Origin of the sequence: Paenibacillus sp. FSL R5-0923, assembly GCF_038009145.1 — a bacterium.
Taxonomy (GTDB): Bacteria; Bacillota; Bacilli; order Paenibacillales; family Paenibacillaceae; genus Paenibacillus_AQ.
The window spans coordinates 450,354-464,428 of the sequence record NZ_JBBPAT010000001.1 but is presented as its reverse complement, the minus strand read 5'-3'; the positions used below and the strand labels follow the sequence as shown (position 1 = coordinate 464,428).

The window sequence follows — 14,075 nt, the reverse complement described above, 5'->3', positions numbered from 1 at the left end:
TTAGTCTGTTAAGCCTCGCCGTAATGTAAAGAGGTCTTTCAAAGCCTCAGTAGACAGCTCGGTAATCCAGCCTTCGGAGCTGGAGATGACATTATCGCTTAGCTGCTGCTTACTCTCCAGCATCTCATCAATCTTTTCTTCGAGCGTCCCAAGAGCGATGAACTTATGCACCTGTACATCACGCGTCTGGCCCATCCGATAGGCTCGGTCTGTCGCCTGATTCTCAACGGCCGGATTCCACCAGCGATCGAAGTGGAATACGTGATTGGCTGCGGTTAAGTTCAGACCGACACCTCCGGCTTTGAGAGAAAGGATGAATACATTCGGCTGATCAGACGGTGGTGCATCTGGACGTCTGGACCCTTCGTCCGCGGAAGGTGCAGGCGTCTGGAATCGCTCAATCATTCGGTCACGCGCCTGTTTGGAGGTGCTTCCGTTCAAATAAAGGACAGGCTCTCCCAGCTCCTGCTGTAGAACAGCCTGAAGCATTTTTCCCATCCCGACATATTGCGTAAAGATGAGACAGCGCTCATCCTCTGCACGCAGTTCCTTAACCATATCCAGCAGTCTTTCAAGTTTAGAGGAACGGTTAATGAGTAGACTGGTATCCAGTTTGTTGTCCGAATCCGTTTCAGGGAGGGCCTCCTTAGTCACAAGCATCGGGTGATCACATAGCTGCTTAAGTCCGGTCAAAGCCCCAAGAATGGCGCCCTTACGCTCAATACCTTCCAACTTCTGCATACGGTCGAGCAGTCCGTTTACGGTCTGGTCATAGAGCGCAGCTTGTTCAGCTGTCAGATGGACATAGGTCTTCATCTCGTTTTTATCTGGAAGATCGAGCTGAATGTTAGGATCCTTTTTCTTACGGCGTAGCATGAACGGCTTCACGAGATTCTGTAGGTCCGCTGTACGTTTCTCGTCACGTTCCTTCTCAATGGCATTACTGAATCGGTCGTTAAAGGCTTTGGCACTACCCAGATAACCTGGGGTTATAAAATCATAAATGGACCACAGCTCGGATAATCTGTTCTCTATAGGTGTTCCTGTCAGCGCAATCCGGTGTAAAGCCGGGAAGCTGCGCACAGCTACCGACTGCTTCGTTTGAGCATTCTTGATGTTCTGTGCTTCGTCCAGGCAAATCGCCGCCCAAGTGAATTCCTTCAGCAACTCCTGATCAAGCGCTGCAGTCGCATAAGAGGTGAGTACCACGTCAGCTTGCGACGCAGCGCCATAGAAGAATCCTGCGTCCAAACGGCGACTTCCGTAGTGCAGCATCACATTCAAAGAAGGCGCGAAGCGCTGCAATTCCTTCTGCCAGTTGCCCAGCACGGAGGTAGGGCAGATGATCAGAGCAGGCCAACCCGGAGGGTCGGTCTGGCGACGGGATGAGCTAGGATCGGTATTTTCTTTGATATGAAGTAAATATGCGATGAGTTGGACGGTCTTGCCAAGCCCCATATCGTCGGCTAGACAAGCCCCCAAGCCGAATTGACGCAGGAAAGTCAGCCAAGCATATCCTTCATGCTGATAGGTGCGTAGCTCTGCCTGGAGTCCTGCGGGCACTGGAGGCTTCGGCCACTGTGAGCGCTGGCCGAGCTGACCAATGAGACTGATCAAATGCTCGTTTAGCTCTACCTCGAGCCGCAGGCGCGCCGCATCCTCTTGAAGCTGCTCTTCTGTAGCCTCAGCATCAGCTTCCTCACTCGCTTGCAGCAAATGAAGCTGAAGCACATCTTGGAAAGACAAGCCTTGCGACTTGTCCATACCAGCCATGGCTCTTTGGATTTGCGCCAGCAGCGCGGGATCGAGCGAGACCCATTTGCCTTTGAAGCGGACGAGTCGTTCCCCTCTTGCGACCAGCTCGGCAAATTCAGCTTCGGTGAGGTCGACGTCGCCGATGGAGATTCGCCAATCGAAATCGATGATCGAATCGAGGCCGAACAGCGACTCGCCGCCGCTGCGTTTGTCCTCGCCGGAGCTGATCTTGGCGCGGAGGCGCGGTTTTTTCCGGCTGGCGGCTTCCCACCACGCCGGCAGCAGCACTTGCCAGCCTGCTTCCAGCAGCCGCTGGCTCTCGGCGGTTAAGAACCGCCAAGCGATGGCATCGCTGAGCGGTTCGGCCAGCACGTCGCCGCCCGCCGCGAAGCGCTCGGGCGGCAGACTGCCGCGGAGGCGCTCCAGCCATCCCGCGGCGCGTTCGTGCACGTGGGCCGACCATGCTGTTGGCCACAAGCCGTGCGGCTCGCCATCATCGGCGAGCCTGATGGGAACAAGCGCGGATTCATCGCGCTTGTCCTGAAGGATCAGCTGGAGCCGCCAAGGGGATTCATCCCCTTCCGGCTCCAGCAGCTGAAGTGCAGGCCGGAAAGGCGCGGTATCCGCCTTCCAGCCAATGGCGATAAGCCATGCAGCGGTATCCATGCCCGCTGCAAGGGCCCCGCTTCTATCGAATAGAAGCGGGAATTCGCTCCGGAGGTCGCCTGCCTCGGCCTCCGTGCTGTAATACCTCTGCGATACGGCGGCGGAGAACGCCGCGCATAGCCCACGGCTAAATTCGCTGCCGCCATTTAGCGCCTCAAGAGCCCCTTTGGCAGTGTCATTCTCCACTGCCACCTGCGCCAAAGCGCCCTCATCCCAGGTCCATTGCAGCCTCCCGGCGCGATAAGCGGAGATATCTGGAATATACTGTTTGTTCTCCAGACATATAGTCAGAAGTGGCGCCAGTTCAGTCAGGTGAGCCGCATCGCCCTCCCAGTTCCATTCGATATGCGCCAGCAGCTTCTGCTCTGTAAAGAAAGGGATGACCTGCTCTGCAGGTAGAATCACTAGCTCTACACCTTCGCCAGCTGATTGAACCGTTAACTCCGTTCCATAAAAAGACGCCTCATGCCAGGCGAATAACCGCTGTTTAAGCTGCAAACCGGGCAAGAGATCTTCTCTTTCATTCATTCCGTATATTAAAGCGTCGCCATACTGGCTTAATGCAAGCCGGATGGTCAGCGTGCGCAAATGCATGTTCATGGTATTAGCTTTCCTTTCCGAAGCTCCTCTTGCAGCGCACGGAGTCTGCTGTGCTTTGTGGTGAAGGCAATGAGGAACTCTTCCCACCGTTCTTCTTGTTTCATTTTTTTATACAACTTGGATAATCGCTTCAATAGTTTCACAGCCGCCTTGTAGCTATGTCTATTCTTATCCAGCACAAATCTTTCGACGGCCTGATGGTAGAAGGGGAGCAGAACTTCGGGTGCGTTTTTCTCCATAGGCTGGAGGTCTGTAACACGAAATTCGGAAGGCAGCTTACCGATGGACAGTTGATAATCCATCCATGTCTGCCATTTTTCATAGGTAATTAACTTCTCTTCGTATACTTCTCCAGAGATAGGTAACATGGTGGCTAATGTATTCCACATCTGCGGCTCAGCTTCAGGAAGGTGGCGAACGGCCTCTTCCCATCTGTTCGAATAGTTATTCAGATTGTAGAGTCTGCTGCTCAGCAGTGGACCGATCTGAACAAGCCAACCTACCAAGCGTGACCATTCACCTGCATCCAGAAGCGGGGAGGTGAAGCTCATAAGCTCATCAGGATGGAGACCTGGGCGCTCGGCAGCCTTATTCAGTAATTCCCAAGCCTTTGGGTCATCTTTCAGATAAAAATACATGCGGCTCTGGGCTAACAGCCACGCATGGCGTGACAGGGAAGCGCCTAATTCACTTTCTGCCTGCTGAAGCTGTTTGATTTCATCCAGATAAAGCTTAGTTCCACCGGTATTCGGATAAATCCAGTTTCTCCACAGCAGGTCATAGCACAGTGAAAAAGAGGGCTGATCCCGCAAGCGATCGCGCGACTCCGTCAACATCTCACGCCGCAAGTAGGAGAGGGTCTCGACGATATGCGGCCACAGATCGTATTCCTGTTCTTGCTCGGGAGACAGCGGGAGTGTGCTTTTTAACAGACGTGTGATTGCTTCCTGTAGCTCAGAGACCGCTACTTGCGTGTAATAGCCGAGTGATGAGGTGAAGGCGACCTGACCGGGCAGATTGGCGGAAGGCTTAGCCAGCTTTTCTAGAAGAAAAAGATGGGCATGCAGGGTAAATAACTTGTCCATTTCCGGTGATAACTTCGGCTTAAATTTAGTAATGGAAGATAATGCCCGATCCACATATTCAGGATTCCGAGTGGTATGTGCCAGAGGCGTGATGCAGAACGCAAAATACTCGCGCCACTCCGTGATGCCTCCGTCAGCGATACGGCTGGCATGTTCTTTTAGCTGCTGCTGGTGCTTTCCATCGGTTCCGACAGGTGAACTACTTGATGTTTTTGGGAGAAAAGATGCGGCTTTGGCGTTAGCTAGAACTTGTACAGACCTATTCTGTTGTTCAGCAAAACTGAGCAGCACAGCGGCCATATGCTTGCAATGACCTGAAACAGGGCAGTTGCAATGGCACCGAGTGAAGCTGTCCAGATCAATAGTAACGCGGTAATCCTCTCTACCTTCAACAAGGGCATTGATCTTAGATGGCTCCGTCATAGTGAACGAACGAATACGGCTTTGCTTATAATATTGGAACCCTCGTTTGAGGGTGAGGTCATCGAAATAATAGGCGACATTCTGGATGAGCTTACTCCACTGCGTATCATCCATAGTATAGGTTGGTTGCATACAATTGGTCTCCCGTAAGAAAAATGGTCGTTATTTGACCTTCATTATATCATTTCTTTTTGAGTAGGATGTTTTGGGGTTGTAATGAAAGCGAAATTGCCGGCTTGTATGGAACGTGGGGCCTAAACATATACTAATCGTGCTGAATTTTGAAGTATAGATCAAACAAAGGTCAAAAAAGGTCAAAACATTAAAAACATTATAATTTGCAGCATTAAATCAGCTGATTTGCCTGAATTTGACCGAAAATTGGCTTAAATCGGTTTTGTTATTCCTCTGATAGGGGACTATAATAAGGTCATAGGTCAAATAAAGTCAAAGTCAATGAGAGGAGAATGGATAATGTTTGATTTGGTTCCTTTTGGTAAACGTAGAGATGATGCTTTTGGTATGCTGGCTAAGTCTTTAAATGATGTTTTTAATGATGATTTTTTTGCACCGATCAAGAGCTCCACGATGTCCTTCAGAACGGATATTCGCGAGAGTGAGCAGGCTTACCTGATTGAAGCTGAACTTCCTGGCTTTAAAAAAGAAGAAATCGACATTGATTATGCCAGCCCTTACTTGACGATTAAAGCGGTGCGTAAAGAAGAGAATGCGGAGGAGAACAAGGATCATCAAATTGTACGTAGAGAACGTCGATATGGTGAATATGTTCGCAGATTCTATGTTCAGGATATTGCAGTGGAAGAGATTCGCGCGTCTTTGAAAGACGGATTGCTGAAGCTGGAAGTTCCAAAACAGCAAAAACCACAAGGGAAACGCATTGAGATTCAAGACGGAGATTCTAGCGCATCGCAGTCTGAATAAGCATAATTTAGGCGGTAATAGTTTCCGCGCAGCATCTTAGAGATAGGCAGCGAGCTTTTAATATAGTGTTATGAATAAAAGGCGCATTGTAGTGGAGGATTCCGGCTATGGTGCGTCTTTTCTCGGAATCGTACGATGAGTTGTATTTAATAAAGCGTTGAAAGGAGGAATCCGAGTGGCTAACAAAAGCTATTATGATGCTTTGGGCGTGAGCAAAACAGCAACTAAACAGGAAATTAAAAAGGCTTATCAAAAGCTGGCCAAGAAGTGGCATCCCGATGTGAACAAAGCCTCTGAGGCAGAGGCGAAATTCAAAGAAGCGGCTGAAGCCTATGAAGTGCTGGGCAATGAGGAGAAACGCAAGCTTTACGATGAGGAGCTGCTTTATGGGGCTCAGCGTGGTAGAGCTGGTGGAGGTGCGTCGAGCGGGGCCTCTTCGTGGGATTCAAACTATGGTGGAAGCTGGAGCGGCGGAACTTATTCTGCAGGAGGTTCTGGCATTTCGGAGGAAGATTTGTTCGGAATGTTTTTTGGGAATCGGGGATCGGCGGATCGCGCTGGCTTTGATTTCTTTTCTAGTAGTGGTAGTGGGCGTTCGAACGGCAATCCATGGGGTGAGGCGCGTAGTTCGACGCAGGCGCAGCTGGATATTACGTTGGAGCAGGCCTATAAGGGAGCAACTGTAAGAGTGCAGATCGGTGATAAAACTGTGGATGTTCAAGTTCCGCGGGGATCTAGTGAAGGCACGATTTTAAAAATCGCAGGAACCACTCAGAGTGGCATAGCTCCAGGTGGCGATATACTGCTGGCACTTCATATTCTTCCTCATGATATATACGAGCTTCGAGCTGGCGATTTATACGGTGTAGTTGAAGTTGCTCCATGGCAAGCGGTATTGGGTGGTGAGGTGAAGGTTCCATTACCGGGTGGCGGTGCCGTGAAATTGAAGATTCCTGCAGGAATTCAAAGTGGTAAAACGCTGCGTATCCCAGGCAAAGGTTTGAAGCGTGAGAATGGTGCGAACGGTGATATTTTATTTGGTATTGAGATTGTTGTCCCTGAGCCAACCAGCGAAGCGGAGAAGAATTTGTACCGTAAACTGGCTGAATCCAGCCATTTCGAGGCTAGAGCTAAACGTCAAAGCGCTAGTGCGCAGCGTCCGAAGGCAAAAGTGGGTAATTAATAGGTAGGTAGAGGTAATTTTGTATGTTCGTGATCGATTTTGGCTGGTGAATATGGTGAATAGAGTGCTAGTAGTAGAAAAGTAACTTAATTAGAAACTAACTAATAGTAGAGACCTGTGAGAAGTGTCGGGAAAAGGAAGGGTAAAAGTGTTCTAAAGGTGCCGATTTCGGCTCGATGAGCGAAAAGAGGGGTAAAAGTACCCCAGAATGCGCCGATTTCGGCTCGATGAGCGAAAAGAGGGGTAAAAGTACCCCAGAATGAGTCGTATTGGGCTCGATGAGTGAAAAGAGGGGTGAAAATGCCCCAGAATGCGTGGATTTCGGCTCGATGAGCGAAAAGAGGGGTAAAAGTACCCCAGAATGCGCCGATTTCGGCTCGATGAGCGAAAAGAGGGGTAAAAGTACCCCAGAATGAGTCGTATTGGGCTCGATGAGTGAAAAGAGGGGTGAAAATGCCCCAGAATGCGTGGATTTCGGCTCGATGAGCGAAAAGAGGGGTAAAAGTACCCCAGAATGCGCCGATTTCGGCTCGATGAGCGAAAAGAGGGGTAAAAGTACCCCAGAATGAGTCGTATTGGGCTCGATAAGTGAAAAGAGGGGTGAAAATGCCCCAGAATGCGTGGATTTCGGCTCGATGAGCGAAAAGAGGGGTAAAAATCCCCCAGAATGAGCCGAATTCGGCTGATCACCCGAAATGAACGGTATTAATCCCGCAGATAACGCCAAATGGGGCTCATCCGTCCAAATGTACGGTATTAATCCCGCAGATAGCGCCAAATGCGGCCCATCCGTCCAAATGTACGGTATTAATCCCGTAGATAGCGCCAAGTGTGGCCCATCCGTCCAAATGTGCGGTATTAATCCCGCAGATAGCACCAAATGCGGCCCATCCGTCCAAATGTACGGTATTAATCCCGCAGATAGCGCCAAATGCGGCTCATCCGTCCAAATGAACGGGATTAATCCCGCAGATATCACCAAATACGGCTCATCCGCCCCAATTCAGCGGTATTAATCCCGCTAAATTAATCTATCCCGGCCAAAACGGCCGATCCTATATTTCATTCCTAAATAGAAAGGTGAGAGAGCTATGGATTTCAATAAACTTACTCAAAAGCTGCAGGAAGCAGTGGCTGCGGCGCAGTCGCTGGCTTCAGAAAGCGGACATCAGGAGATCGATAATCTCCATCTGTTAAAAGCGTTACTCCAGCAGCAAGAAGGCTTGCTGCCAAGATTGCTGCAAAAGATGAACGTCCCCGTAGCTGAGCTGCTGCGCAGCACGGATGAACTGCTTGGGCGCAAGCCGAGCATAAGCGGATCAGGAGCAAGCACAGTACGGCGTTATGCCTCGCAATCGCTGATTCATCTGCTGGAACAGGCGGAGCAAGAAGCAGCGAAGATGCAAGACGAGTTTGTTTCGGTGGAGCATGCCGTGCTGGCCATGGTGTCGGATTCGAGCAGGGATAATCGTGAGCTGCGTAATCTTTTTGTCAGTCGTGGATTAACACGCGAGAAGCTGATGTCTATACTTGCTGAGATTCGTGGACATCAGCGTGTAACGAGTCGGGAGCCGGAGGCTACTTATGAGGTGCTGGAGAAATACGGACGTGATCTTGTAGCAGAGGTTCGCGCGGGTAAGATCGATCCAGTCATCGGACGTGACGCTGAGATACGTCGTGTGATCCGAATTCTGTCCCGTAAAACGAAGAATAACCCTGTGCTGATCGGTGAGCCAGGTGTAGGTAAAACAGCGATTGTGGAAGGCTTGGCTCACCGGATTGTACGCAAAGACGTGCCGGAGGGGCTGAAGGACAAGACGATTTTCTCGCTGGATATGAGTTCCCTTGTAGCAGGCGCGAAGTTCCGAGGTGAATTCGAGGAACGCTTGCAGGCGGTACTTAGGGAAGTTCGTGAAAGTAACGGCCGTATTATTCTTTTTATTGATGAGCTGCACACGATTGTAGGGGCAGGTAAAACCGAAGGCTCGATGGATGCGGGCAATATGCTGAAGCCGATGCTGGCTCGCGGCGAACTGCACTGTATAGGTGCCACAACGCTCGATGAATACCGCAAGTATATAGAGAAGGACCCTGCGCTGGAGCGCCGTTTCCAACAGGTACTGGTCAGCGAGCCAGATGTAGAGGATACGATCTCCATTCTACGCGGTCTGAAGGAACGGTTCGAAGTCCATCATGGAGTCAAAATCCATGACAGCGCCCTCGTCGCTGCAGGCGTTCTGTCTAACCGCTACATTACGGATCGTTTCTTGCCGGATAAAGCGATCGACTTAGTGGATGAAGCCTGTGCCATGATCCGTACAGAGATTGATTCCATGCCGGGTGAGATGGATGAAGTGACCCGCCGTCTGATGCAGATGGAGATTGAGGAAGCAGCGCTCAAAAAAGAAACCGATGACGCCAGCAAACGCCGTCTGGAAATCTTACAACGTGAACTCGCCGATCTCAAGGAGAAGCAGCTTGGGATGACCGCACGTTGGGAGAAGGAAAAGTCAGCGATTCAAGGCATCCGCGACCTCAAAAAACGGCTGGAGCAAGCCCGCAAGGATTTGGTCGATGCACAGGAGGAATACGATCTTAATAAATCAGCCGAATTGAGCTACGGCATCATTCCTGATCTGGAGCGGCAATTGAAAGCAGCGGAAGAAGCGGCACAGCAGGATCAGGATACAAGATTATTGCGTGAAGCTGTAACCGAGGAGGAGATCGCAGATATTGTATCGCGCTGGACGGGTGTGCCGGTTAGCCGACTGGTTGAAGGCGAACGGGATAAGCTGCTGCGTCTGGAAGAAACGCTGCATGAACGAGTTGTGGGCCAAGATGAAGCTGTCAGCTTGGTGGCCGATGCCGTGCTTCGGGCAAGAGCCGGGATCAAAGATCCAAATCGGCCGATCGGTTCCTTCCTGTTCCTCGGTCCGACTGGGGTAGGGAAGACAGAGTTGGCTAAATCACTCGCGGTTTCTCTCTTTGATCGCGAAGATGGCATGATCCGTATCGATATGTCGGAGTATATGGAGAAGCACAGTGTTTCTCGCCTAGTCGGTGCACCTCCGGGATACGTTGGATATGAGGAGGGCGGCCAACTTACAGAAGCTGTACGGCGTCAGCCTTATACAGTAGTGCTGCTCGATGAAGTGGAGAAGGCCCATCCCGATGTATTTAATATTCTACTGCAGTTGCTTGATGATGGACGGCTGACCGATTCGCAGGGCCGGATGGTCGACTTCAAGAACACGATCATTATTATGACCTCAAATATCGGTTCACCACATCTGATTCAAGGAACCGATGAGAAGGGTCAGCTTACGGAGGCTGCCAAGGATAGCGTAATGAAGGAACTAACTGGTCATTTCCGTCCAGAGTTCCTGAACCGGGTTGACGATATTGTGATGTTCAAGCCGTTGACCCTGGGCGAGATCGAGAAAATCGTGGACAAACTGGTGGACGGATTACGTTTACGTCTTGCTGACCGGGAGATTGGTCTTGAGTTAACTGAACCCGCGGTACGTTTTATCGCTAAGGAAGGTTTTGATCCAGTGTATGGGGCGAGACCGCTGAAACGCTTCATCCAGCGAAGTCTGGAGACCGGTGTGGCACGTGCGATCATTGCTGGTGAAGCCGCAGAAGGTACGGTGATTCAAGTAGACGAATCCGGCGGCGGCCTGACGGTGAGCATTATGAAACCAGATCTCGATGAACCACAGCGTACTGAATAAGAAGAAGTTAGCAAAACGGATCGTACTATGTAAAAATAAAAGGCGTCCACAAAGCCACCAAGGTTTTGTGGACGTCCTTTTTATGATTACCCTCATTCCACCCAAGGTATTAAATGAGGGTGTTCATCCAGAATGGACAGGTATTGCTCCTTCCAGCCGTATTGGCCATCGGGATCAAGGAGCATGTAACGCAGATATTTTTCTAAGCGGAATTCTGCCTTCGACCAACCTAGATGCTTGAGTCGCAAGTTGCTTAGCTGGTGGGGAAGCTCGAAGACATTCTCCGGGAATCGCCCACAATGCTGTGGAGATTCATTCCATACATAGTTGAAGTCTTCTTTATAACGAAGCAAAAAAGGACGGTAATTCAAATGAGAGCGCCAGTAAATATCTTCTCTGTAATGGGTGGCGTTCCATAAATCATAGAGACGGAAACAGAATAAATCGACCTCGTCAGCGTACAGCAGGGGTTCGATATTTGCCGCGAAGCTCGCTTCAAAGATTTCGTCTGCGTCCAGACTTAGAATCCACTCGGGATTCGTCTTCAGAACCTCTTCCCATTGCTGCTTTCGCAGCTCAATTTCATTGCTGAATTTGGATATGGTATTGTGCACGAGATGGACGGGAATGCCTTCAAGCACCTCCAGGCAGATAGCTGCTGAATTATCGGTGCTGCCATCATCGATAATGACGGCCTCGTCGATGTATTTGCGATGCTCTTCCAGAACCTGTCGCAGAAAGCGTCCACTTTCATTTTTCACAACCATGGTGAGGGTTAGCTTGGGCCGTTTTCTGGCTGGGGGGACTGCCTCCTTGGAGCTTTCGTTGTCTGGATTGTCTGTTGTGGGTGTCGGCATTACTGATGCAGGTACTTCGTCCGTAGATGAACTGTTCTCAGTATCAGTGGCTTCAGCTTTGGTCTCCGTAGTTTCTTTGATGAAATCCTCTACTTTACTCAAATCACTGTCTCTATACAAGTGTAGCGCCGGATAATGGGTATCGACGAACAAGGGGATGCCAAGGGCTGCGGCACGAATGCAGAAATGACGGTCTTCTCCCCAGTATGAAATGTTGCGAATTTGATTATAGCTGACTCCAGCTTTTATCGCATGCTGACTAATCAATGTACAAGCCCCGAGTCCGCCCACCTCATAGATTCCGGGAATTCGCATCTTTGCTATGAATTCATGAAATCTGCGATTAATCTCCTCTGGTTGCAGTTTTTCACCGGGCAGTAGCTCCCACTGATTGTATTCGTCGTGCATCCATACCTGCGGCTGAAACATAGTCTCTGGCTGCCACTGCGTCCAGAATACCTCTGAAATAATATCCTTGTTCGTACCTATTAGATGTCTGAGGGTATCAGGATGGAGAATGAGATCAGAGTCAATAAGGAATAAATAATCATAGTTCAAGGTTTGGGCGCGGTTGATCATGAGGTTCTTAAAATTGGCTACTTTCCAGACTAAGTTGGTGTTCCAAAAGTGGGTAGTATCATTGCGAATATACGCATCGTGAAAGCCGGAGCTCTGAAGATAAATATGATCACCCATGCTTTGGAATTCCTGGAGCAGCCGACTTGACTCCTCATCATCATTATCATCAACTAGATGGAAATCCAGCTCAATATCGGCAATATTCAGACGAAGTAGGGAATTCAGAAATTCTTTTAAAACCATAGGCTTCTGGTGGATTGGACTGCCAATCAATACGCGAATCTTGTTTTCCGTCATTGCCGCCTCCTTGGGGAACGCCCCTCTTTCCTTGGATGATCCTTATGTTCTCAATATATTTACAGGAGAGCGGCAATAATCCTTATTTTTCAAAGTTCTGTAAAGTAAATGAGTATTAGATGTATTAATTCGTAACGATCTGCTGTACAATAACCGAATAATTAGATGACAATATGAACAGCAAAGGATGAGCGCTATGGATAAACCATCAATCGATTCCCTCAATATTACATTAATGTGAAATGCTATCCATTGTAATTCCTAGTATTCCGATATACAATATAAAAAAACACAAGCAACGCAGAACATAGAATACGGGGGAGAAACTTATGCGTAAAGGATTATCTGGAGTTATTACTTTGATTTTGTTAACATTTTTGATTAGTGCGTGCTCCGGAGGGAACACCGCCACTTCTACAAATACAAATCAGACACCTGCTACTAATGATGGAACGACAGCAAGCACTGAGATAAAAGATGGAGGCAACTTGATTATTGGAGTCGCTGCTGATCCTGTTATTCTAAATCCGAACTACGCGGGTGACCGTGTCAGTCTTACGATTGACCAAGCGCTCTATGCTCCACTGTTCCAAGTAAATGATGGTAAGAAGACCTTCTACTTGGCAGACAGCCTGACCCTTTCAGAAGATAACCTGACTTATACGTTGAAGCTGAAAAGCGGACTGACATGGCATGACGGAGAAAAGCTTACTGCTGACGATGTCGTGTTCACGATTGATAGCATCCTCGATGAGAAGCAAAACAGCATGTTGAGAGCGAACTTATTCATCGGTGATAAACCCGTTAAGGCCGTTAAGGTGGATGATCTGACCGTAGAGTTCAAGCTTCCACAGGTCAGCCCAGCTTTTGAAGCTACACTAGTGCAAGTATTTCCGATTCCAAAGCATATTTTTGAAAATGAGACGGATCTAGAGAAAAGCACCAAGAATGCTAATCCTGTTGGATCTGGACCATTTAAATTTAAAGAATATAAAGCGGGCGAATATGTTACATTAGAAAGATTTGATAACTACTTTGGCGGCAAGCCACATCTTGATTCTGTTACGTACCGGATTGCTAAAGATACGAATGCTGCGAACCTCGCACTTCAGAGTGGTGAGATCAACATTAAATATCTAGATCCACAGGATGTTGGAACGATTGAAGCTTCGAACAATTTCGAAATTCTTCCTTATAGTGAAGGCCGATTGTCGTACCTGTTGTTCAACGCGAACAGCGATAGAGGTGCTCTTGCTAAAAAAGAAGTTCGTCAAGCCTTGTCTCTAGCACTAAGCCGTGATGAAATCATTCAGGCTGCTTATTCCTCTAGCGAGTATGCTGACCCGGCGAAGTCATTCTTGACTCCGGATGCATTGTTCTATACTAATGACGTACCTTCTTTCGATAATGATGTGGAAAAAGCGAAAGAGCTTCTGCAATCTGCAGGGGTTAGCGATCTGAAATTGAGATTGATTGTATCGAGCGGTAATAAAGCTCAGGAAGCCATTTCACTATACGTGCAGCAAAAGCTAAAGGCCATTGGCGCTGAAGTTGAACTGCAAAATATGGATGCCTCGGCATATGGCCAGAAGTTCAGCGATATGAATTCAACAGATTTTGAACTTGCGATTGCAGGTTATATTATGGGTTACGATCCTGATGCTTACAGAATTTTGTATACTTCTACTGCTGACTCTAACTACTCGCATTATAATAATGCTGAAGTCGATAAGTTGTTCAATGAAGGTGCAGGAGAAGCAGATGTGACTAAACGTGGTGAGATCTATAAGAAGATCCAAGAGATCATTGCTGACGATGCACCGATTTATCCAATTGCTAATACTAAGACTATTGTAGCTGTCTCCAAGAACTACGGCGGTCTAGAAGAAGCAGTCTTGAAGCCTGTCGTTATTTTTGAAGATTTATCGAAAATCTACCTTAAATAAAAACGGGA

The 14,075-nt window shown here is 48.7% G+C and carries 8 protein-coding genes; 5 read left to right on the top strand and 3 right to left on the bottom strand.

The genetic code is table 11. The features are described from left to right. Entirely contained in the window at positions 1-3,021 is a 3,021-nt protein-coding gene (locus MKX35_RS02030; RefSeq protein WP_076299933.1) for a DEAD/DEAH box helicase, read from the bottom strand. Next, entirely contained in the window at positions 3,018-4,661 is a 1,644-nt protein-coding gene (locus tag MKX35_RS02025; RefSeq protein WP_076299932.1) for an SWIM zinc finger family protein, read from the bottom strand. The genes MKX35_RS02030 and MKX35_RS02025 overlap by 4 nt, the downstream gene beginning before the upstream one ends. A gap of 342 nt (positions 4,662-5,003) precedes the next feature. Here MKX35_RS02025 and MKX35_RS02020 point away from each other — a divergent pair, with 342 nt between their 5' ends. The 4 genes from MKX35_RS02020 to clpB all read left to right on the top strand — a co-directional run bounded on the left by MKX35_RS02020 (position 5,004) and on the right by clpB (position 10,388). Next, positions 5,004-5,471: an Hsp20/alpha crystallin family protein gene (locus MKX35_RS02020; protein WP_076299931.1), complete on the top strand. Its 468-nt coding sequence runs from the start codon at positions 5,004-5,006 to the stop codon at positions 5,469-5,471. 175 nt (positions 5,472-5,646) lie between these two features. Further along, complete coding sequence (locus MKX35_RS02015) at positions 5,647-6,654, top strand: DnaJ C-terminal domain-containing protein (RefSeq protein WP_076299930.1); 1,008 nt, start codon at positions 5,647-5,649, stop codon at positions 6,652-6,654. Between the two features lie 695 nt (positions 6,655-7,349). Continuing rightward, on the top strand, positions 7,350-7,670 hold the full coding sequence (locus MKX35_RS02010; RefSeq protein WP_143759504.1) for a hypothetical protein: 321 nt from the start codon (positions 7,350-7,352) through the stop codon (positions 7,668-7,670). Between the two features lie 75 nt (positions 7,671-7,745). Next, the gene (clpB, locus tag MKX35_RS02005) at positions 7,746-10,388 is read left to right on the top strand and encodes an ATP-dependent chaperone ClpB (protein ID WP_076299929.1); all 2,643 of its coding nucleotides are present in this window, start codon (positions 7,746-7,748) and stop codon (positions 10,386-10,388) included. Positions 10,389-10,480: 92 nt separating this feature from the next. On the opposite strand, the gene MKX35_RS02000 is transcribed toward clpB, so the two are convergent. Further along, complete coding sequence (locus MKX35_RS02000) at positions 10,481-12,121, bottom strand: glycosyltransferase family 2 protein (RefSeq protein WP_076299928.1); 1,641 nt, start codon at positions 12,119-12,121, stop codon at positions 10,481-10,483. A gap of 329 nt (positions 12,122-12,450) precedes the next feature. Here MKX35_RS02000 and MKX35_RS01995 point away from each other — a divergent pair, with 329 nt between their 5' ends. Then, a complete protein-coding gene (locus MKX35_RS01995; RefSeq protein ID WP_076299927.1) occupies positions 12,451-14,067 on the top strand; it encodes an ABC transporter substrate-binding protein in 1,617 nt (538 codons plus the stop codon). Positions 14,068-14,075 lie beyond the last annotated feature (8 nt).